General features: G+C 72.8%; 16 protein-coding genes. 5 read left to right on the top strand and 11 right to left on the bottom strand.

The genetic code is table 11. The features are described from left to right. From D1350_RS07260 to D1350_RS07245, 4 genes are all read right to left on the bottom strand, one after another. The gene (locus D1350_RS07260) at positions 1–981 is read right to left on the bottom strand and encodes an ABC transporter permease (protein WP_125775297.1); all 981 of its coding nucleotides are present in this window, start codon (positions 979–981) and stop codon (positions 1–3) included. After that, the gene (locus D1350_RS07255; RefSeq protein WP_240643940.1) at positions 978–2162 is read right to left on the bottom strand and encodes an ABC transporter ATP-binding protein; all 1185 of its coding nucleotides are present in this window, start codon (positions 2160–2162) and stop codon (positions 978–980) included. The genes D1350_RS07260 and D1350_RS07255 overlap by 4 nt, the downstream gene beginning before the upstream one ends. Before the next feature lie 4 nt (positions 2163–2166). Beyond that, positions 2167–3837, bottom strand: a complete 1671-nt coding sequence (locus D1350_RS07250; RefSeq protein WP_164545061.1) for an ABC transporter substrate-binding protein — start codon at positions 3835–3837, stop codon at positions 2167–2169. 126 nt (positions 3838–3963) lie between these two features. Further along, positions 3964–6528: a beta-d-glucosidase gene (locus tag D1350_RS07245; protein ID WP_125775296.1), complete on the bottom strand. Its 2565-nt coding sequence runs from the start codon at positions 6526–6528 to the stop codon at positions 3964–3966. Positions 6529–6626: 98 nt separating this feature from the next. Here D1350_RS07245 and D1350_RS07240 point away from each other — a divergent pair, with 98 nt between their 5' ends. Continuing rightward, positions 6627–7304 carry a TetR/AcrR family transcriptional regulator gene (locus D1350_RS07240; protein ID WP_125775295.1) on the top strand — a complete coding sequence of 226 codons (678 nt, stop codon included), beginning with the start codon at positions 6627–6629 and terminating at the stop codon, positions 7302–7304. Positions 7305–7329: 25 nt separating this feature from the next. On the opposite strand, the gene D1350_RS07235 is transcribed toward D1350_RS07240, so the two are convergent. After that, a complete protein-coding gene (locus D1350_RS07235; protein WP_125775294.1) occupies positions 7330–9162 on the bottom strand; it encodes a peptidoglycan D,D-transpeptidase FtsI family protein in 1833 nt (610 codons plus the stop codon). Positions 9163–9292: 130 nt separating this feature from the next. Here D1350_RS07235 and D1350_RS07230 point away from each other — a divergent pair, with 130 nt between their 5' ends. Further along, positions 9293–9661: a hypothetical protein gene (locus D1350_RS07230; protein WP_125775293.1), complete on the top strand. Its 369-nt coding sequence runs from the start codon at positions 9293–9295 to the stop codon at positions 9659–9661. A gap of 22 nt (positions 9662–9683) precedes the next feature. On the opposite strand, the gene ftsL is transcribed toward D1350_RS07230, so the two are convergent. The 6 genes from ftsL to D1350_RS07200 form a co-directional block, all read right to left on the bottom strand. Next, positions 9684–10127, bottom strand: a complete 444-nt coding sequence (ftsL, locus tag D1350_RS07225; RefSeq protein ID WP_125775292.1) for a cell division protein FtsL — start codon at positions 10125–10127, stop codon at positions 9684–9686. Then, positions 10124–11122, bottom strand: a complete 999-nt coding sequence (gene rsmH, locus D1350_RS07220; protein WP_125775291.1) for a 16S rRNA (cytosine(1402)-N(4))-methyltransferase RsmH — start codon at positions 11120–11122, stop codon at positions 10124–10126. Before rsmH ends, ftsL begins: the two co-directional genes overlap by 4 nt. A gap of 144 nt (positions 11123–11266) precedes the next feature. Continuing rightward, positions 11267–11701, bottom strand: coding sequence for a division/cell wall cluster transcriptional repressor MraZ (mraZ, locus tag D1350_RS07215; RefSeq protein ID WP_125775410.1), 435 nt, complete (start codon positions 11699–11701; stop codon positions 11267–11269). A 430-nt stretch (positions 11702–12131) separates the two neighbouring features. Then, positions 12132–14888, bottom strand: coding sequence for a cellulose binding domain-containing protein (locus tag D1350_RS07210; RefSeq protein WP_125775290.1), 2757 nt, complete (start codon positions 14886–14888; stop codon positions 12132–12134). Positions 14889–15043: 155 nt separating this feature from the next. Then, complete coding sequence (locus D1350_RS24340; protein ID WP_240643939.1) at positions 15044–15823, bottom strand: TfoX/Sxy family protein; 780 nt, start codon at positions 15821–15823, stop codon at positions 15044–15046. After that, positions 15823–16077 (bottom strand): hypothetical protein, encoded by a 255-nt coding sequence (locus D1350_RS07200; protein WP_125775289.1) that lies wholly within the window; start codon positions 16075–16077, stop codon positions 15823–15825. Before D1350_RS07200 ends, D1350_RS24340 begins: the two co-directional genes overlap by 1 nt. A gap of 477 nt (positions 16078–16554) precedes the next feature. Between D1350_RS07200 and D1350_RS07195 the strand changes: the two genes are divergently transcribed. From D1350_RS07195 to D1350_RS07185, 3 genes are read left to right on the top strand one after another with little or no spacing between them, the layout of a single operon-like run. Then, on the top strand, positions 16555–17616 hold the full coding sequence (locus tag D1350_RS07195) for an AAA family ATPase (protein WP_125775288.1): 1062 nt from the start codon (positions 16555–16557) through the stop codon (positions 17614–17616). Between the two features lie 5 nt (positions 17617–17621). Continuing rightward, positions 17622–18944, top strand: a complete 1323-nt coding sequence (locus tag D1350_RS07190; protein WP_125775287.1) for a DUF58 domain-containing protein — start codon at positions 17622–17624, stop codon at positions 18942–18944. Then, complete coding sequence (locus D1350_RS07185) at positions 18941–21262, top strand: transglutaminase TgpA family protein (RefSeq protein ID WP_125775286.1); 2322 nt, start codon at positions 18941–18943, stop codon at positions 21260–21262. The genes D1350_RS07190 and D1350_RS07185 overlap by 4 nt, the downstream gene beginning before the upstream one ends. The last annotated feature ends 18 nt before the right edge of the window (positions 21263–21280 follow it).

The following is a 21280-nucleotide window of genomic DNA, read 5'->3' as shown; positions in this document are numbered from 1 at the left end:
TCAGTCCTCCTTCCGGGTGCGCGGGTCCAGCGCCACGTAGGCGAAGTCGGCGATGATGTTGGCGACCAGCACGGACAGCGTGATGACGAGGAAGCAGCCCTGCATCAGCGGGTAGTCGTGCGTGGAGACCGCCTGGTAGAGCGTGTAGCCGATGCCCTGGTAGGAGAAGACCATCTCCATGATCAGCGTGCCGCCCACCACGAAGCCGAGGGACAGCGCGAAGCTGGAGACCTGCGGCAGGATCGCGTTGCGCGCGGCGTAGCCGAGCACCACCTGGTGGCCGGGGAGGCCCTTGGCGTGGGCCACCGTCACGTAGTCCTCCGAGGACACGGTGACCATCATGTTGCGCATCCCGAGGATCCAGCCCGCCACGGACGACAGCACCACGGTGAGCGCGGGCAGGAAGCCGTAGTAGATCACCGAGCCGACGAACTCCCCGGTGAACGCCGGCACGAGACCGCGGTCGTAGCTGCCGTTGGACGGGAACCACCGCAGGTTGACGGCGAACACCGTGATGGTGATGAGCCCCACCCAGAAGTACGGCACGGCCGAGAAGAAGGTGGAGACGGGCAGGATGCCGTCGGCCCACGTGCCACGGCGCCAGCCGATGGCGATGCCCACGAGCGTGCCGAGCACGAACGCGATGATCGTCGCGACGCCCACGAGGCCGACGGTCCACGGGAGGGCCTGGCCCACGATGTCCGCCACCGGGGTGGGGAAGTGCGTGAACGACAGGCCCAGGTCGCCGCGGAAGAGCATCGCCCAGTAGGCGGTGTACTGCTGCCAGAGGCTCAGGTCCTGGTCCAGGCCGAACAGGACGCGGAGCGACTGCTCCGCGTTGGAGTCGATGCGGCCCTGCATGCGGCCCATGAGGGCCGTCACCGGGTCGCCCGGGAGCAGGCGGGGCACGATGAAGTTGAGGGTGATCGCGGCCCACGCGGTCAGCGCGTAGAACGCGATCCTCCGGAGGAGGAACGTCACGAGGGGGCCCCCTTCCCGGTGGCGGCGTCCCCGGTGCGGTGGCCGGCGGTCGCGAGGTCGAGCACCGGCTTGCCGGGCCGGTCCGAGTAGGCCCAGCACGCCGCGGAGCGGCCGGGGGCCACGTCGAACAGGTCGGGCACCTCGGTGCGGCACAGGTCGGTCGCGAACGGGCAGCGCGGGTTGAACCGGCAGCCCGACGGCGGGTCGATGAGACTGGGCGGCTCGCCGGGAACCTGCCGGGCGCTCAGGTCGCCGTCTCCCCCGGACAGGTCGTCCGGGTCCGGCGCCGACGCGACGAGCAGCCGCGTGTACGGGTGCTTCGGGTCCTGGGTGACCGACTCGCTGTCGCCCGCCTCCATGACCCGGCCCGCGTACAGCACGATCGTCCGGTCGGCGAAGTAGCGAGCCGACGCGATGTCGTGCGTGATGTACAGGATCGCGATGCCGAGGCGGTCGCGGAGGTCCTTGAGCAGGTTGAGGATCCCGAGGCGGATCGAGACGTCGAGCATCGAGATGGGCTCGTCCGCCAGGAGCACCTCGGGGTCTGCTGCGAGCGCGCGGGCGATCGCCACGCGCTGGCGCTGGCCGCCCGACAGCTCGTGCGGGTAGGCGTCGATGTAGCGCTCGGCCGGGGTGAGGTGCACCCGCTCGAGCAGCTCCGCGAGAGCCGCCTCGAGCGCGGCGCCCGTCAGCCGGCCGCGGTGGATCCGCACGCTGCGGGTGAGCGTGTACCGGATCGGGTGCACGGGGTTCAGGGAGCCGAACGGGTCCTGGAAGATCATCTGGACCCGGCGGACGTAGCGGCGGAACGCCCGGCGACCGCGCACGCGCACCTCGGTGCCGTCGAGCATGATCGACCCGGACGTGACCGGTACGAGACCGGCGAGCAGCCGCGCGATCGTGGACTTGCCGGAGCCGGACTCGCCCACCACGGCGAGGACGCTGCCGCGGTGCAGGTCGAGGTCCACACCGTCAAGAGCGTGCACCACCTTGCGGGTGCGGACGCCACCTCCGGCGCTCTGCTTGCTGAGTCCGCCGACCGCGAAGTGCTTCGTGAGGCCGCGGGCCGCGAGGACGGGGGGCCCGTCCTGGGCCGCGGCGCGGGTTTCGGGGGGCGCCCCCGAGGCGCCGGCCGGAGCGAGCTCCGCCGGCACCTCGGGAGCGTGTCGAGCGTCGGTCACCTGATCACCCGTTCGCGGGCTCGAGGTTCATGACGATCTGGACTGCCTGCGGCCCCGTGGGCTGCGGCTGGTTGTACGGGTCATCCTCGGACGGCCAGCCCACGTAGCTCTGGGTGGAGTACTGGGCGGTCGCCGGGCGGGACCAGATCGCGATGGCGGGCACCTCCTCGACGAACACCTTCTGCACGGTGTCCATCGCGGTCCTGCGGGCCGCGTCGTCCGTGGCGCTGGCGTAGGCGGCGAGCGCCGTCGTGACCTCCTCGTTCTGGAAGCGGCCGAAGTTCCAGTTGGCTGCCTCGCCGAGGGGCTTGTACTGCGCGCCGTCCATGATGTTGGAGTACATGTCCCACGGGGTGGCGCCGCCGTCGGTCCAGTGCAGGGTGGCCTGGAACTCGCCCGGGGGGATGACGTCGGCGAACCAGCCGTCGGCGTTCACGGGGTTGACGGTGGCGGCCGCGCCGAGCTCCGACGCCGCGTTCTTGATGAGGTCGAGCGCGGTGAGGTAGTCGTTCCAGCCGGCCGGGTTGGTCAGCTCGAAGGTGACGGGCTCGCCGTCGGGGTCAACGAGGGCCTCGCCGTCCCAGGTGTAGCCGGCGCCCTCGAGGAGCGCGCGGGCGCCCTCGACGTCGACCTCGTACTCGGCGTCCGCGTAGTCGGCGGAGAGGAACTCCTCACCGGCGGGCAGCGGCATGCCGGTGACGCTCGTGAGCGCCGGGTTGACGCCCGAGGTCGCGATGTCCACGAGCTCCTGGCGGTCGACGACCATGTTGAGCGCCTGCCGGAAGACCTTGTTGTCGAACGGCTTGGTCTCGTTGTTCACGTAGAGGACGTCGATGCCGAGGCCGGCAGCGGCGTACTGGTTGTAGTGCTCCGCGTCCTGGGCGATGTAGACCTCTTCGTAGTCGGCGATGAAGGTCCAGCCCCACTGCACCTCACCGGTGGTGAGGGCCGTCGTCAGGGCGTTGTTGTCGTTGTACGACGAGTAGCGGATCGCGGGAACCTGCGGCTCGCCGCCCCAGTAGTCGTCGCGCGCCACGACGGTGGCGGCCTGCGGCGTCCAGGAGTCGAGCGTGTACGGGCCGGTGCCCACTGGCTCGGTGTTGGTAAACGTGGTGGGGTCCTCCACGTCCTTCCAGATGTGCTCCGGGATGACGAGCAGCTTGTAGAGCTTGGACTGGTTCACGAACTGCGACGCCTCGAACCCGACGGTCACGGTGCTGCCGTCGTTCGTGATCTCGCCGTACGGGAGGGCCGTCGTGTTGAGGGCCTCGAAGTCCTTGCGGAGCTGGATCGAGAACGCGATGTCGTCGGCCGTGAACTCCTCGCCGTCGGACCACGTCACGCCCTCGCGGGGCGTGATGACGGCCTCGGTGAAGTCCTCGTTCCACTCGATGCTGTCGGCGAGCCAGGACTGCGGCTCCTCCGACGGGCGGGCGTCGTTGACCATCATGAGCGGCTCGTAGATGACGAACGCGTAGCCGAGCGAGAGCGCCGACGAACCGGTCGCGAACGGGCTCTGGTTCTCGGTCTGCACGCCGTTCGGCATGCCCACGGTGAGCGTGGCGCCCTCGTCTCCGCCGGTGGCGGTCTGGCCGCCGGCGCCGCTGCAGGCTGCGGCCAGCAGCGCGACCACGGCGGCGCCAGCCACCGCGGCGATGTGCTTGCGGATCCTCACGTGTGTGCCTCCTTGCACGGTCCCGCGCAGGGCGGGACGTCTTCTGTGACAGTGACCGCCCGACGGACTGTCCTCGCGGGCGGGTACTTCCGGTACTGCTCTCGGTGACAGCTGGTCGAGCGGGGACTACCGGGGGATGTCCCCGACGGGCACCACGGCGGTGAGCCGCAGGTCCCGCACGGAACGGCCGGCACGGAGTCGGTACTCGCCGGGCGGGGTGCGCCAGGCGGCCGTGCCGTCGTCCCACGTCTGGAGGGCGCGGGCCGGGACCCGCACCGTGACGGTCGTGCTGTCCCCGGCGGGGACGTCCACGACCGCGAACCCGCCGAGCCAGCGCACGGGGCGGCGGGGGTCGCGCTCCGCGTCCTCCGCCGGCGGCTCGACGTAGACCTGCACCACCTCGCGGCCGTCGCGCGGCCCGGTGTTCCGGAGGCTGACCGTCACCTCCAGGCCGCCGTCCGCTGTGGCTTCCGTACCCACAGCGACGGACTCGTAGGACCAGGTGGTCCAGCCCAGGCCGTGCCCGAAGGGCGCGGCGGGGGCCGCGCCGGTCGCTGCCCGTCGCTCCCACGCGCGGTAGCCCACGTCGAGGCCTTCGGCGTAGTCGACGACCCGGTCGACCGGGACGGCGTGCGGCACCGGCACGTCCTCGTAGCGGGCGGGCAGGGTCCACGGCAGGCGGCCCGACGGCTCGGTGGCCCCGGTCAGCACGTCGGCGAGCGCCGTCCCGGCCTCCTGGCCGGGCAGCCAGCCCCACAGGACGGCCGGGGCGTCGTCGAGCCAGGGCAGCACCACGGGGGCGCCGGCGTTGATGACCACGATCGTGCGCGGGTTGGCGGCGAGCACGCGCCGGACCAGCTCGTCCTGGTTGCCGGGCAGGTCGAGGTCCGTGCGGTCGTACCCCTCGGACTCCACCTCCTCGGTGGTGCCGACGACGACGATCGCGACGTCGGAGGCGGCTGCCGCGGCGACCGCCTCGGCGAGCTCGTCCTCGGGCGACGGGCCGGGCAGCCGGTGCACGAGCGCCGCGCGGACGAAGTCGTCGTACCCGACGGGGTGCACCACCTGGAGCGTGGCGTCGAGGTCGGCGGTCCCGCCGCCGGTCAGGGGCCGGACCACCGCGACGGGGTGGTTGTGGCCGGAGGCCAGCACCACGTCCTCGGCCACGACGGTGCTGCCGGTCGCGACGACGTCCCCGTCGACGCGCACCTCGTGCACTCCGACCGTGCCGACGCCGAGCTCGTGCTCGCCGGGCTCGTCGACGCGGACGGTGGCCCGGAGGCGGACGGCGTCAGCGTCGGGCCGCACGTCCTGGAGCCAGCCGTCCCAGGTGGCGAGGGTCTGGGTCTCCAGCACGGTGCCGTCGCCGGCGAGCAGGTCGAGGCGGAGCCCCGGCTCGCCCGACACCGGGTCGGTGCACCGCGCGACGTCCAGCAGCGGCGGGTTGCGCAGCGCGCGGGACCCGGCGTGCAGCACGACCTCGGAGCCCTCCGGCAACGCCTCGCGCAGCGCGTCGGCGGGGTGGCTGAGGCGGTCGGGCACCACGAACGACGAGCCGCCGCCCTGGAAGAAGGGCGCCACGGCGGCGGACCCCAGCAGGGCGACGCGCAGCGCGGTGCCCGACGACGTCCGGTCGCCCTCCGCGGCCGCCTCGCCCGGGGCCGTCAGCGGGACGAGGCCCGCCGTGTCCTTGAGGACCACGATCGAGCGGGCGGTGAGCTCCCGCAGGAAGGCGGCCGACGCGTCGCGGGTCCACTCGACCGCGAGCGGTGACGTGGTGCTGGGAGGCGCGCCCGCGACGCCGTCGGGCAGCGAGAGCCTGCCCACCCGGGCCGCGAGCCGCAGGAGGCGCAGCACCTTGTCGTCCAGCTCGTGCTCGGCGACCTCGCCGGAGCGGACGGCGTCGAGCAGGCCGTCGCCCCACGGGCCGTCCGGGCCGGGCATCTGCAGGTCCAGGCCGCCGCGGACGGCCGGGGCCACCGACTGCGTGCCGACCCAGTCGCTGACGACGAGGCCGTCGAAACCCCACTCCTCCTTGAGGACGCCGTTGACGAGCGGGCCGTGCTCGAGCATCGGGGCGGCGACCTCGCCGTCGTCCACGCCGCTGTAGGCGCCCATGATGCTCCAGGCGCCCGCCTGGACGAGGCGCTCGAACGGCTGGAGGTATACCTCGCGGAGGGTGCGGGCGTCGACGCGAGAGAGGTAACGGGTGCGCTCGGTCTCCGAGTCGTTGGCGACGTAGTGCTTCACGCACATGCCGACGCCGTGCGCCTGCGCGGCGGTGACCAGGGCCACCGCGACCTCGGACGTGAGGTGCGGGTCCTCGGAGTAGCACTCGAAGTGCCGGCCGCCCACGGGGGTGCGCTGCAGGTTGACCTGCGGGGCGAGGACCACGTCCACGCCGTGCCGCCGGGCCTCGGCGGCGAAGAGCTCGCCCGCCGTGGCGGCCAGGGTCAGGTCCCACGTCGCGGAGACTGCGGACGGGGCAGGGAGCATCGCGGACGTGCCGCCTTCCGTGCCGCGCACCCCGACGGGACCGTCGGACAGGACGACCGGCTCGAGGCCGATGCGCTCGACGGGAGCGGTGCTCCACAGGCCGGCCCCCACGACGAGGGCGGCCTTCTCCTCGACGGTGAGCTGGTCGAGCAGGTGGAGCAGCTGGGGCTCCGCTGTGGCGGTCTGCGATGACACGCGATGAACTCCGTTCGACTACGGACGGTGTGGCAGGCACGATTGAACCACACTTACTTACCAGTTAGTAAGTCCCGTCGGGGCAGTATCGTAGCCACATGGCAGACGCGACGACACCGGCACCCCCTCGTACGCGTCCCGCGCGCCCCGCGCGGGCGCAGCGCAGGGAGGAGATCCTGCGTGCGGCCACGCGCGTGTTCGGCTCGAAGGGGTACCACGCGGGCTCGCTCGTGGACGTCGCCGAGCAGGTGGGAATCACCCACGCGGGCGTGCTCCACCACTTCGGCAGCAAGGACAAGCTGCTGTGGGAGGTGCTGGAGTACCGCGACCGGGTGGACGTGGAGCACCTCGAGGGCAAGCACATCCCCGGCGGGCTCGACCTGTTCCGGCACCTCGTCAAGACCGCGCGCATCAACGCCGACCGGCGCGGCATCGTGCAGGCCTACTCCGTCCTGACCGGGGAGTCCGTGACCGACGGGCACCCCGCGGCCCCCTGGGTGACCCAGCGCTTCACCGGGCTGCGGGCAGACATCGCGCAGGCGCTGCGGGAGGTCGTGGACGAGCGCGTCGCCGCCGGGGGCGAGGACGGCTTCGAGATCCCCGACGCCGACCTCGACCGGGCCGCGAGCGCCGTCATCGGCGTGATGGACGGCCTCCAGGTGCAGTGGCTGCTCGACCCCGAGGCCGTGGACCTCGCCGACACGACCGCGTTCGCGATCGAGGCGATCCTGGCAGCGACGCTTGCGGGGGCGCAGCGGGCGAGGCCGCTGGCCTGACGGCGGGCGGCCGCGCGGGGTGAAGTCACCAGGTCGTCGGCAGCGGGGTGTACGGCTCCCTCGACGGCGGCACGTCCATCTTCTGCAGCGTGAAGCCCATGACGTCCCGGAACACCGGGGCCGCCACCTCGCCACCGAAGATCGACGTGCGCGGGCTCTTGAGGAACACGGACACCGTGTACCTCGGGTCCTCGGCCGGGGCCACGCCGATGAACGACGACACGAACGTGACGCCGCCGTTGTCCAGCCACAGCTGCGCGGTCCCGGTCTTGCCGGCCACCCGGTACCCGGGGACCGCCGCGTCGCTCCCCGTGCCGCCGTCGACCACGGACTCCATCATGTGCAGCAGCGTGCCGGCGGTCTCCTCGGAGACCACCCGCTTCCCGGACGGGCGCTCGGCCGGGACCAGCGTGCCGTCCGCGGCGACCGTGCCCTCGAGCAGCGTGGGCGCCATCCGCACGCCGCCGTTGGCCACGGTGGAGAACACGGAGGTGGCCTGGATCGCGTTGACGGACACGCCCTGCCCGAAGAGCACGACGTCCTTGGTGCGGGCGTCCCACGACTCCGCGGGGCTCAGGAGGCCCTTCGACTCTCCCGGCAGCCCGAGCCCGGACACCTCGCCGAACCCGAACTTGCGCAGGTAGTCGTACCGCACCTGCACCGGGATCTTCTCCCCCACCATCACGGTGCCGGTGTTCGACGACTCCGCCAGGATGCCCGTGAGCGTCAGCTGCTGGACGGGGTGGTCGTGCGAGTCGCGGAACGTCTGCCCGCTGGACGCCGTGTACCTGTCGGGCACGGTGAACTGGCTCTCGGGCGTCCAGTACCCCCGTTCGAGCGCGGCGGCCATGGTGATGACCTTGCCCGTCGACCCCGGCTCGAACAGGTCCTTCACCGCGCGCGACCCCTCGGCCACGCGGTCGGTGGTGCGGTCGTTCGGGTCCACGGACCCGGAGTCCGCGAGCGCCACCATCTCGCCCGTCCGCACGTCCTGCACCACGACGACGCCGTACTCGGCGCCCGTCGCGGACACCGCCTGGTCGATGGAGTCCTGGGCCTTCCACTGGACGTCGTGCACCAGCGTGAGGCGCACGTCCTGCCCCGGCACCGCGAGCACGGTCTCCTGGTCGCCGGTCGGGATCTGCTGGCCGTCGCGGCTCTGCTCGAACGTCACGGACCCCGCCTCTCCGGCGAGCACGTCGTCGTACGCCTTCTCGACGCCGCCCTGGCCCGACTGGGTCTCGGCGTCGATGTAGCCCACGAGCGAGCCGGCCACCGTGCCCGACGGGTACGCCCGCTGCGACACGAGGTCCGTGCGCACGTAGGCACGGATCCGCAGGTCGGCGATGGCGCGCTGGACCTCGGGCACCACCCTCGGGGCGAGCACCACGTAGCCGGAGTCGCCGCTGAGCTTGGCGGCGAGCTCCGCCTTGGGGGTCCCGAGCACGGGCCCGAGCAGCTGCGCGATGCCCAGGGCACCGTCCTGGACGGGCTGCCCGTCGGCGTCGACACGGTTGTGGCCGCTGAAGCTCTGGATCGACCTCTGGTCGGCCACCACGGTGTAGCGGTCCACCGAGGTGGCGAGCACCACGCCGTTCACGTCGGTGATGTCGCCGCGGTGCGCGGGTGTCACCGTCGTCGCGAGTCGCTTCTCCTGGGCGTCCTGCGCGAGCGCCGGCCCCAGGAAGACCTGCACCTGCACCAGCCGGCCGACGAACAGCAGCACCACCAGCGCCGCCAGCCCGATGAGCCAGCGCTGGCGCACGTCGGGGTTCCCGGGACGGCGCAGCCGCGGCGTCGGCCGGGCGACCCGGCGGCGCGACGGCGCGGGCCGGCGCGGCGGGGCCTGGAGCCCCATCCGGGCGGCAGGCTGCGCGGTGCGACCGGTGGCGCGGGCCTGACCTCGCGCGGGTGCGGCCTTGCCGGTCGCGGAGGTCCGACGCCCTTCGGGGTCCCCGCGAAGACCCGCAGCGGAGCGAGGACGCTTCGTGGGGGAAGGGCGCCGGTCGGCCGGCTCGGGCGTCCTCGTCACCCGGGTGCGGCTCGTCCCGGGGCTCGCGGCGGACGAGCTGCGCGGCTGTGCGCCCGCGGCCCTCGGGGTGCCCTTCGTGGTGGGGGTCCTGGAGGCCCCCGAACGCGGCGCCCCCTGCGCCGGGGCGCGCTTCGCGGGCGCACCCTGCTGCGGGGCGTCGCGGGCCGGAGCCTTCCTCGCCGGAGCACCGTTCGCGGGCGCTTTCTTCGCCGGTACCTTCTTCGCGGGCGCGGGCGCGGGCCGGCCGCCCCGCCCCGTTCCCGGGGTGGGGCGGCCGCCCGAGGCGCGTGCCGACGTCGGACCGTCCGGTGCGGGACGACCCTGACCGCGACGAGGCTCGGTGCCCGTCACGGGGTGGCCCCCGTCACCACCTCGCCCGTCTCGACGCTGACCATGGTGGGGTTCTCCGCCGGGACCATGCCGAGCGCACGGGCGCGGTCGTCCAGCGTGGACTCCGCCTGGCGCAGCGACTCCTGGAGGCCCTGGACGTCCTGGGCCGTCTGGCCCACGTCCCGCTGCAGCCGCGACATCTCGTACGAGCCGCGGGCGAGCGTGGTGTTCAGGATCAGCACGGCGATCAGGGAACCCAGGAGGAGCGTCGCGCAGAGCACGACGAACGGCACGCGTGACGTGGCGTGCAGCGGGGCACGCACCGCGTCGAAGCGGCCGCGCCGGTACGACGCGCCGCCGGTGATCGCGGTGAGGCCAGGCCGGCGGCTACGGGGTGCCTCGGCCGGGCGGTCCGCCCTGTGCGGTGCCCGGAGGGGCGCCTGGGCGCGCTCTGCGCTCATCGTCGGTCCTCCCTCATGTGGTCAGGTGTAGGTCGTACCCGGCGGGCCGCACGCAGGCGGACCGACGCCGAGCGCGGGTTGCGTCCCAGCTCTTCTGCGTCCGCCTCCTCGGCGCCACGGGTCAGGGCCTCGAGGTACGGCTTGTGCGTCTCCGGCTCCACCGGCAGGCCCGGCGGGGCGCTCGACACGATCCCGCGCGCGATCGCGCGCTTCACGATGCGGTCCTCCAGCGAGTGGTAGGACTCCACGACGATCCGGCCGCCCACGGCGAGCGCCTCGATCGCCGCGGGGACCGCGCGTTCCAGGACCTCCAGCTCGCCGTTCACCTCGATGCGCAGCGCCTGGAAGGTGCGCTTGCCGGGGTGGCCGCCGGTCTTGCGCGTGGCCGCGGGGATCGTCGCGCGCAGCAGGTCGACGAGCTCGCCGCTCCGCACCCACGGCCGCTCCTCGCGTCGCCGGACGATGGCTCGCGCGATCTTCGGCGCGAACCGCTCCTCGCCGTACTCGCGCAGGATCCGGGCCAGGTCGCGCACGTCGTACGTGTTGAGCACGTCCGCCGCCGTGAGGCCGCGGGTCGGGTCCATCCGCATGTCGAGCGGCGCGTCCTGCGCGTACGCGAAGCCGCGCTCCGTCTCGTCGAGCTGCAGCGAGCTCACGCCCAGGTCCATGAGGACGCCCTGGACGCTGCCGCTCGCGTGCTCGGCCACGACGGCGCCGATCTCGTCGTACACCGCGTGGACCGGGGTGAACCGGTCGCCGAAACGCTCCAGGCGTGCGCCCGCGAGCCGCAGCGCCTGCGGGTCGCGGTCGATGCCGAGGACACGGGCGTGCGGGAGCTGCTCGAGCACGGCCTCGGTGTGGCCGCCCATCCCGAGCGTGCAGTCCACCAGCACGGAGCCCGGCTCGGAGAGGCCCGGCGCCAGGAGGTCGACGCAGCGCTGCAGGAGGACGGGCAGGTGACGGTCGCGCGTGTCACGGTCCGGCGTCTCGTCCATGTGCCCCTCCTTCCTGTGCGTCGTCGTGGTTCCCGGCCTGCCGGCCCGTCCGGTCAGGTCTCCCTCCGCTCCTTTCCGGCACCGGGGAAGTGTGCCGGACCCTTGCGGGAGGAGGCCTCACCGGGCGGACCCGGCGGCTGCTCGTCAGAATCCGATCCCGGGAAACATCTCCTCCGCGGTCTCGGCGTAGTCGGACTCCTTCTCCTGCTGGTAGGTGGTCCAGGCGTCCGCGTCCCAGACCTCCACCCGGGTGCCGACCCCGATCACGGCGACATCGCGCTCCAGCCCTGCGTACTCCCGCAGCGGGGCCGGGATACCGATCCGGCCCTGCTTGTCGGGCACCTCGTCGCTGGCGCCCGACAGGAACATCCGCAGGTAGTCACGCGCCTGCCGGTTGGTGACCGGCGCCTGACTGATCTGCTCGTACATCCGCTGGAACTGGTCCATCGGCAGCAGGAACAGACACCGCTCCTGCCCTCGGGTCATGACGAGCCCGGACGCAAGACGACCCCGGAACTTGGCGGGAAGGATCAACCGACCCTTCTCGTCGAGCTTCGGGGTGTACGTGCCGAGCAGCAGGCCCGAGCCGGCGAACACCCCTGATGTCGTTGTGTCCACGGCTCGCACCTCCCCTCGGGCTCCCGCGCGCTCCACGCTACTCCACTTCCCTCCACTTCTCCTGGGAAAACGACTGGGACGCGCGCGTGGTTCCGGTCAAGATGCAGGTCATTCAGGCAAAGAAGCGGTGGAGGAATCCTGGGCACCGGCGCGTCGCCTTGGCCGTTTCGTGCGGGTGCCTACCGATTCGGGTCGCGGCCGTGGCGGGGCCGCGGCGCGGCGCGCTGCGACACGCAGGTGACGGAGGCCACAGCCCGGTTCACCCGGCGCCGGGGAGGGATGTGGAGGCCGCTCGGGGCCCCACGTGGCGAACGCGCCAGACTGCTCCCAGGTCCGCCTACCGACTCGTAGACGATCCTGGAAGCAGTCTGGCGCGTTCACGTCCCGCGGGTCAGCACACCTTCCCGTTGAGCGTGAAGCCGCTCGCGGCCGGGGTCCCGGAGGTCCCGCCGACGAACCCGATGGTCGCCGAGGCGCCGGGAGCCAGGTTCTGCGCCCAGGACGGCGCCTTCGCCAGGACCGACGTCCCCGTCTGGGTCACGTCCGCACCCCAGGCGCTCTGGATCGTCGTGCCGGCGCCGAAGGTCCACGCCAGCCGCCAGGCCTGCACGGCCGTGGTGCCCGTGTTCTTCACGGTCACCTCGCCCTGGAAGCCGCCGGGCCAGCTGCCGGTCTGCTTGAACGTCGCGGTGCAGGAGATCACCGGGGCCGGGGTCGGGCCGGCCGTGGGCGACTCCGTCGGGTTCGGGAGCGACGGGTAGTCCGTCGGGGTAGGCGTCACGGAGGGCGACGGACTCACGGACGGCATCGGGCTCGCCGTCGGCGAAGGAGCCGTCCCGGTGAAGTCGCCCACCACGATGCCGCGGCCGTTGGTCCCGAGGTACACCCGCCCGTAGACGTCCGGGTCACCCGTGATGGCGTTGCCGGTCCACGCGAACTGGTGCTCGTCGTCGTTGATGCGGACCCAGGTGGCACCGGCGTCGTCGGACCGGAAGATGCCCCGGACCCCGCCGATCTTCGACGACGTGTACACCGCCGGGTACGTGCGGCCGGGGGCCGCCTTGCCGAAGCCGACGACGTCGCCCTCCTGGACCGCGGCGAACTTCGTGAAGGTCGCCCCGCGGTCGGTCGAGCGCCACATGCCGTAGGTGCCGTCGGTCTCGCCGCCGGCGAGCCAGACGTCGCCGGCACGGCCGGGCACCGCCGCGAACTTCACCGGGCCCGACGCCGGAAGACCCGCGGCGGACGACGCCGTGAACGACGCACCCCCGTTCGTGGACCGGTAGAACGTGCCCTGGTGGAACGCGTAGAAGGTCTGCGGGTCCTGGCGGTCGGCCTCGACCTTGGCGCCGGCGGGCACGCCCGTCGACGCGGTCCACGAGGAGCCGAGCGTCGTGGAGACGTGCACGCCCGCGCCCTCGGGGCTCCAGAGGATGCGCGACCCGTCCGCGTTGACCGCGACCGTCCCGGCCCCCGTGACGCCGGCCGGCTGCTGGGCCGCCCACCACGAGCCGCCGTTCGAGGTGGAGACACCCAGGTGGGAGTCCGTGTCACCGCCGTTGCCCGCGCGCACCATCGTGGCGGGGGCGAGCTCGGCGAAGTCCACGCTGAGGACCCCGCCGTGGTACGGCTGGGAGTAGTGGTACTTGCTGGGCACGGTGTTGATGTCGTCGTGGACGAAGCCGCCGATGTCATACATGCCGGAGACCAGGTCGACCGCCCCGGGAGGCGCCGCGAGGTCCTGCACCGCCGTCTCCTCGAGGCCCTGGGCCTTGACCGAGATGTTCACGGTGCCGCCGGTGTCCCACGCGGTGAGGTTGCTCCCGCCGTAGATGGTCGCGCCCGTGCCGTACATGAACTTGTTCGAGTTGAACGGGTCGATCTCGAACGCCTCGGTCATCCAGCCGAGCTTGGGGCTGGTCTCCGGCGGCGTGGCCTGCTTGCCGAAGTCGAGCCACGGGGAGCCCGCGGTGTCCAGCGAGTAGCGGAGCGTGCGGCTCGGGTAGCCGGCCCAGTCCCAGATCTGGGTCCAGGTGGCGCCACGGTCGGTGCTGCGGAAGACCTGGATGTCCGGGAACCAGGAGATCTGGCTCACGACCATGAGCGTGTCGGGGTCCTGGCGGTCGATCGTCAGGCCCGAGTAGCCGAAGTAGGCGTCGCTGGACGACGACGGCACGGGGCTGATCTGCGTCCACACGCCGGTGGCGGTGTCGAGCCGCCAGACGTCACCCTTGCCGCCGTCGTACGGGCCGCCCGTGTCCGACGTCGCGACGTAGAGCTGGCCGCCCTCGTCGTCGAGGACCGCCTTGTGCGGGATGAAGCCCGTCGGCTGGCCGGGGACGCGCTGCCACGTGGCGCCGCCGTTCGTGGAGCGGTAGACGTTGTTCTCCTTGTCGGCCACGCCCACGTAGATCGTCTGCGTGCGCGAGCCGGCGCTACCGGTCCTCGGGTCGAAGACGACCCACACCACACCCTGGTTGGAGGTGAGGTAGCCGTTGGGGTCGGCGGGGTCCTGCACGTAGTTGCCCGGGTTGGGGAAGCTCGCGACCTTGGACCAGGTGACGCCGCTGTCGGTGCTGCGCCAGAGGCCGTTGCCGCCCTCCGTGCCGAAGTAGACGACGCGGTTGTCGTTGGGGTCGACCATGAGGCGCTCGCCCATGCCGCGACCCGGCATGTTCCCGCCCACCTTGAAGGGCAGGCCGGTCTTCTGCCAGGTCTCGCCGCGGTCGCTGCTGCGAAGGATCGCGCCGTTGTTCGGGTCCCAGGAGTTCGTGTACGAGCCGACTGCGGCGTACACCTTGTTCGTGTTCACCGGGTCGGCGGCGATGCTGAGGACGCCGCTGTGGCCCCAGTCGCCCCAGCCGACGTGGTCGAGCAGCGGGACCCACCGCTGGGTGGCGGGGTCGAGGCGGTACGCGCCGCCGACGTCGGTGCGGGCGTAGACGAGGCCCGACTCGCCCTGGCTGTAGACGAGGCCGGGGACGAACCCGCCGCCGACGATCTCGACGTTGCCCCACTCGTAGTCGGTCGTTGCCGCTGTGGCTGTGCTCGTGGCGCTGGGCGTGGCCGCGACGGCGGCGGCGACTCCCAGCCCGGAGGCGACGAGCCCGAACCCGGCAAGGGTCGCGAGCGCTGGACGGAATCTCATCCGTGGTCACTCCTTCGTGCAGACGGTCGGAGCCCTGAGAGCCCCGTGGGCACGACGTCGTGCCCGGCGCCGAAACTTTAGTGAAGCGCTTCGACGATCTGGAGTGGGTTAATCGATTAGGCGGTTGCGGGGGCTTCGTCGAGGCTTCCAGCGACCTACTTGGGCGGCAGCGAGCGGGCGTATGCCACGCCGCGGTCGACCCACGACGACAGGTCCCCGGGGCCGAGGTCGCCCGTGTCGACGTGGACCCAGCCCTTCATGGTTCGCGTCCCCATCTCGGGCCGTGTCGCGGGCGTGGTCTCGATGAGCTCGTCGGCCTCGTCGCCGACGCGCACCAGGATCCCGCCCTGGCCGCTCGCCGCGACCGCCATGTTCCCCGCGACCAGGAAGGCCAGGGCGCCGAACATCTTGCGCTCGGTCACCTCGGGGACACCGGCGAGCTGATCCCGGATCTGAGCGGCAACATCGTCGTCGTACGCCATGACGCCGACCCTACGCGCGCCGTCGACGTACGGCAGGAAGTCTCCTTCGAGGCTTGCCTTGCCCCGCGTCCCGAGGTCCTTGAGCCGGATCCACGGCTCCTCGCCCGGGATCTGAAGGGTGACTGTCGTGGCCCATCTGCCCTTCCTGCACGTCACCGCTGACCGCAGAACCTTCTCCAGTAGCCCCTGCACCTCGCCGGGCGACGACTCCTCGATCACGATGAGCACCACCTCCGAGAAGGGCCCGACCCAGACGTCGAGGTAAGGCGCCAGAACAAGGGTCAACGGCGCCACCCCAGGTTTCTCGAGCAGGAGGGTGGGAAAGATCCCCGCAAGTGGCTCCCCCGCGCGGAAGTCGGGGTTCTCGGCGGCGGGGCGCCGGCCGAGCGCGACCAACGCCCGATCGAGAGCCTCCGCGCCGAGGCGCGTGGCCTCCCGCTCCTCCGGAGTCATCACAGCCTCCGCAGCCCGAGCAGAAACCTCAGGGTGTCAGGGACCGACAGGCGCAGAACAGCCTCGTCGCCGTCCGTCGCGATCCGCACGACCGGCAGGCGCAGCCGCCCCTCACGCTCGGGCGTCGCCGCGGACCGCACGTAGTGCACTCCGAGCCTGACGTCCTTCTCCAGGTACTGCCGCACCTCGTCGTCGGACGGGTCGTCATCGACCTCGAAGGCGGCGTATCCGCCGTTCACGCTGAGCCAGAACACAGGGACCCCGTACGTCGACACGTCCGCCCAGCGCCCGGGATCCGTGGCGGACCGAATCCGAAGGTAGCCAGCGGCATCCCGCCTCCCCACCGCACAGACAAGCTCCTCCGAACGAGGGCGCAGCTCCTCGAGAGCCGCAACTACTCCGTCGACTGCGCTTCATGTGATCGGCAGTTCGGTGCGTGATCGGCAGCTCGAACTGCCGATCATGCATCAAGCTGCCGATCACGCGAGCGCCGGAGCCCCAGCCAGGCGGGTGAAATCCCGCCCTCACCAGCCAACCCCCGGTCCCGCCCCGCCGCGGTGGCGCGCCGGATACCCGCGTCGGCCGGGCCGCCGTCGGGCAGCGGAGAACCGTGACCCAGGTAACAGTGCATACCCCAGAAACGACTAGGCTTCCCTCCACGGGCCGCGGCGCGGCCCGTGCCGCGCCCACACCCGGGCACACAGCAGCGTCCCGACGCCGACGGAGGTCCTATGCTCCCCGATCCACCGACGTCAGGCCTGGTCGAGCCACGTGCCACCGCAGGCTACGGCGCCCCCCAGGCGTCCCAGTCGAACCCCCTCGGGGAGCTGGTCGCCGTCACGTCGCGGGTACGGGCCGCCATCGAGACCGTCGTGTCGGGCCGGCCGGGGCTGGCAGAGCTCACCGTCGCGGTGCTGCTCGCCGAGGGCCACCTGCTCATCGAGGACGTGCCCGGCGTCGGCAAGACGACGCTGGCCAAGGCCCTCGCGAAGAGCATCGACTGCCACGTGGGCCGCATCCAGTTCACGCCGGACCTGCTGCCGAGCGACCTCACGGGCGTCAACATCTTCCGCACGGGCAGCCACGAGTTCGAGTTCCGCCCGGGTCCGGTGTTCAACAACATCGTCATCGGCGACGAGATCAACCGCGCCTCCCCCAAGACGCAGTCCGCGCTGCTGGAGTGCATGGAGGAGGGCCAGACCACCGTCGACGGCACCACCCACATGCTCCCCCGGCCATTCCTGGTGGTCGCCACGCAGAACCCGGTGGAGATGGAGGGTACGTACCCCCTCCCCGAGGCCCAGCGCGACCGCTTCATGGCCCGCATCACCGTGGGCTACCCCGACCTCGACGCCGAGATGCTCATGCTCGAGCGGCAGGAGGCGGAGAACCCGCTGGCCCACCTCTCACCGGTGACGGACGGGGCCACGATCCTGCGGTGCGCGGCGCTCGTCCGGACGGTCTACGCGTCGCCCGCGGTCAAGCGATACGTGATCGCCCTCGTGACGGCCACCCGCGAGCACCAGGGCCTGAAGCTCGGCGCCTCGCCCCGTGCGTCGCTCCAGCTCCTCCGCGCGGCCAAGGCTCTCGCGGCCATGTCCGGCCGGGACTACGTCCTGCCCGACGACGTCCAGCGCCTCGCCCGCCCGGTCATCTCGCACCGGCTCATCCTGACCACCGAGTCGCGCCTCGGCGGCGTGGGGTCCGAGGCGATCGTGGACCAGATCGTCCAGCAGACGCCCGTCCCGGCGCTCGACGCGTCCGACCGCCACGTGCACCGGAACAGTCGCTGACGACGATGAACGTTCGTGAGCTCCTGGCGCGCGCGAGCCGCGTACGGCTCACGCCGCGCGGCGTCGGCGCGGTCTGCACGGGCGGGATCCTGATGGTCTCGGGCCTGGTCCTCGCGCTGTCCGACGTCGTCGCACTCGGCGCCGCCTGTCTCCTCGCCGTGGGCGTGGCCTGGGTCGTGACCGGCGGCCAGCGTCTCGACGCCGGCTCCGGCGCGCTGCGCGTGGTCCGCCACGTGACCCCGAGCCCCGTGGTGCGGGGCCGCACCGCCGACGCGTCGCTCCTGGTCGCCGCGGTGGCCCCGACCGGCGCCGCCTACGAGCGCCTGGCCCGCCTCCGCCTGTCGGAGCAGGCGGCCCACGAGCTCGCCGGGCACGAGGGGATCCGCGCGCGGGTGTCAGCCCGGGCCGACCGGATCGCCGTCGGCTACCAGCTCACGCCCACGCGCCGTGGCCGCTGGCCGCTCGGCCCCCTGCTGACGACCCGCACGGACGTGTTCGGTCTGGTCCGCACCACCCAGCCGCTCGGCGACGCGACGGGGGTGGCTGTGTGGCCGCGCACCGTCGAGCTGCCTGTCCGGACCCGGGCGCTCGGTGACGTCGACCGCTCGTCCACCGGCGCGCGCCTGCAGTCCACCGACGACTCCGTGCTCCGCGAGTACGTGGCCGGTGACGACCCGCGCCGCGTGCACTGGGCCAGCGCCGCCCGGCGCGGGCACCTCATGGTCCGTGCCGACGAGGCCGCCGGCGTGCGTCCGGTCACGGTGCTGGTCGACCGGTCGCTCCTCCCGCACCGCTACGACACCGGGACCGCCATCGCCCCGCGCAACCCCGCCGCCATCGACGACGGCGAATGGGCCGTCGAGCTGGCGGCGTCCATCGCCGTGTCCTTCCTGGAGGCCGGGCACCCGGCGCGTCTCGTGTCCACCGCGGTGGTGCCGCAGGTGGACGGGGCCCGCTTCGCGACCACGCGCGCGGGCCGGCCGCTGATCCTCGACGCCACGGTGGACCTCGACGGCCACCACGGCGCCGCCGAGGCCGAGCGCGCCGTGGCCAACACCGCCCATGCCCTGCGTCTCGCCCGGTCCGCCGGCGAGATCATCGTGGCCGTCCTCGGCCCCGTCCCGCCCGCGGTACGTGGCCAGGTCGCCGCGCTGGCCGCCGACGGCACCTGCTGGGCGATCCTCGTCGCGCCGCGCGAGACCGGCTTCCGGCACGAGGTCGAGGAGACCGCCGTCGAGCTGCGCGCCACCGGCTGGCACGTGGCGGTCACCGAGTCGCGCACCGAGCCGGAGCGCGCCTGGGCCGCACTCTCGGAGCGTGCCTCATGATCCCCGCATACCGCGGACCCTTCGTCCGGACGATCGTCACGGGCGCGCTCGTCACCGTCGCCGTCCTCGTCTCCATGCTCACGCTGGGCGCCGTCATCGAGCCGGGCGCCTGGACCGTCGCGGGGGCCCAGGGGGTCCTCCTCGTCGCGCTCACCACGAACGTGGTGCGGGTCCTCATGATCCGCGCCGACATCACCCGCGCCGCCCAGGCGAGCGAGGCCGGCGGCGCGGCGGCGGGCAAGAGCCGCGGCGCGTCGTCGGGCCGAGGTACGCCCGGGCAGGCCAGCGGCGCCATCGCCTTCTGGAGCACCGTGGCCGGTTCGGCCGTTGGCCTCTGGTTCCTCCTCGCCCGCTTCGGCGCCCCGACGCAGCAGGCGGAGCTCTTCGTCGGAGCGGAGTCCTTCGAGCGCCTCGGGCAGCGGTTGCGGTCCGCCGGGGAGATCATGCGCGACGAGGTGGCGCCGGTCGACGACTCGCTCGCCATCGGCGTGGCCGCCGTGGGAGGGACGCTCCTCGTCCTCCTCGTGGCCGACTCGCTCGCCGAGGCCAGGATGCCCGCCCTGGCGGCTCTGCCGCTGCTGCTGCTGTGGGCCCCGGCGCTCACGCTCATGGGCGACGTGCCCTCGTGGGTCTTCGTCGTCGTGGTCAGCGTGGCGCTCCTGCTCCTCACGGTCGACCCGGCGGGGGCCATGCCCGGACGCCGGTCCGAGCCCCGCGACCCCGCGGTGCGGCACGCCCAGCGCCGCCGGGCCGGGATCACTGCCGTCTCGTCGTTGCTGGTCGCGGTCCTGGCCCACGGCGTCGGCTCCGGCCTGAACGCCCTGCCGGCCTTCGCCCGAGGGTTCTCCCAGCTGATCGCCACCGAGGCGCGCACCGTTCAGCTGTCCGACGAGCTCGACCTGCGGGAGCCCCTCGGCGCCCGGTCGAACGAGGTGGTCCTGACGTACCGCACCTCGGACGAGGCGAACGTCGGACCGCTCCGCCTGTTCACCCTCACCGCGTTCGACGGCGCGCGGTCGCAGCGGGCGGTGCTCGACGGCGGCGGTCGCGACTTCGACGACGGCGACGTGCTGTGGCCCGGCGGGTTCTCCGCCGGCGAGGGCTCCCGCGACGTCACCATGACGATCCGCGGACTCTCCAGCCCCGAGCTGCCGATCCCCGTGGACCCGCGTTCCGTGGGGATCGAGGGCAACAGCTGGGAGTACTACAACACGCGCGACGAGGTCCGCGGGGACCGGGACACCCGGACCGGCGACGTCTACACGATGTCGGTCTTCGACCGGGCGCTCAGCCCCGAGGGCCTGCGGGGCGCGGTCGGACCCGACCCGGGGTCGTCGGGCTACACGGACGTGCCCACCACGGAGCACTCCGCGGAGATCGCGGCCCTCGCCGAGGAGATCGCCGGGTCGGCTCCCACCCGGTACGACCAGGCCATGGCGTTGCAGTCGTACCTGCGCGACGGCGGCCGCTTCATCTACACGCCCGACACGACCTACGACGACTCCGACGACCCGGTCTGGGACTTCCTCGAGCAGCGCGAGGGCTACTGCGTCCAGTTCGCGAGCACGATGATGGTCATGGCTCGCTCGCTCGGGATCCCCACGCGGCTGGGGGTGGGCTACCTGCCCGGCGAGCGGTCGGCCAACGGCACCTGGTCCGTGACCGGGCAGGCGTCGCACGCGTGGCCGGAGATCTACTTCGCGGACGCCGGGTGGGTCCGCTTCGAGCCCACCCCGGCGGTCCAGACCGGGGCCCCGCCGCGCTATGCCGACCCTGCCCTCGTCGCTCCGGCGCCGCTGCAGCCCGAGGAACCGCAGGAGGTTCCGTCCGCCGAGCCCACGGCGAGCCAGGCCGCACCGTCCGCGACGGCGAGCGCGTCAGCCGGCGCCGGGAGCGGGTCCGGCGGCGGCGCGGCCGAGAACTCCATGCCGTTCTGGGTGTGGCTGACGACCGGCATCGGCGGGCTGCTGCTGATCACGGGTGTCGTGGTGTGGCTGCTGCGCCGACGGACCGAGGTGGAGGTGCTCGACCCGGAGCGCGCCTGGTCACGGGTGCTCGCCGTGCTCGCCGAGCGCGACGTGGTGCTCCCGCCGTCGACGACGCTGCGGCGGGCTCCCGAGGCGATCGACGCCCAGGTCCGGGCACGGACGGGCGAGCCGCTGGCCGCCGACGTGGCGGATCAGCTCGTCGCGCTGGCGGACGCCGCCGAGTCGGAGCGGTACGCGCGGGACTACGTGCCGCCGTCGGCGGAACAGCTGGAGGCCCTGACGGGCGAGCTGACTGCGGCACTGACAGGGGCGCTGAGCGGCAAGACCTGAGGTGCTGCTCGGCCAACG

Source organism: Antribacter gilvus, assembly GCF_003946865.1.
Taxonomy (GTDB): domain Bacteria; phylum Actinomycetota; class Actinomycetes; order Actinomycetales; family Cellulomonadaceae; genus Antribacter; species Antribacter gilvus.
The sequence above is the reverse complement of the archived record's forward strand: the minus strand, read 5'-3'. Positions and strand labels throughout refer to the sequence as shown.

Coding starts and splice junctions, on each gene's coding strand:
- D1350_RS24340 (WP_240643939.1), bottom strand. CDS start 15,823: ATGACTCCGGAGGAGCGGGAGGCCACGCGCCTCGGCGCGGAGGCTCTC.
- D1350_RS07240 (WP_125775295.1), top strand. CDS start 6,627: ATGGCAGACGCGACGACACCGGCACCCCCTCGTACGCGTCCCGCGCGC.
- rsmH (WP_125775291.1), bottom strand. CDS start 11,122: ATGGACGAGACGCCGGACCGTGACACGCGCGACCGTCACCTGCCCGTC.
- ftsL (WP_125775292.1), bottom strand. CDS start 10,127: ATGAGCGCAGAGCGCGCCCAGGCGCCCCTCCGGGCACCGCACAGGGCG.
- D1350_RS07195 (WP_125775288.1), top strand. CDS start 16,555: ATGCTCCCCGATCCACCGACGTCAGGCCTGGTCGAGCCACGTGCCACC.
- D1350_RS07210 (WP_125775290.1), bottom strand. CDS start 14,888: ATGAGATTCCGTCCAGCGCTCGCGACCCTTGCCGGGTTCGGGCTCGTC.
- D1350_RS07185 (WP_125775286.1), top strand. CDS start 18,941: ATGATCCCCGCATACCGCGGACCCTTCGTCCGGACGATCGTCACGGGC.
- D1350_RS07235 (WP_125775294.1), bottom strand. CDS start 9,162: ATGGGGCTCCAGGCCCCGCCGCGCCGGCCCGCGCCGTCGCGCCGCCGG.
- D1350_RS07190 (WP_125775287.1), top strand. CDS start 17,622: ATGAACGTTCGTGAGCTCCTGGCGCGCGCGAGCCGCGTACGGCTCACG.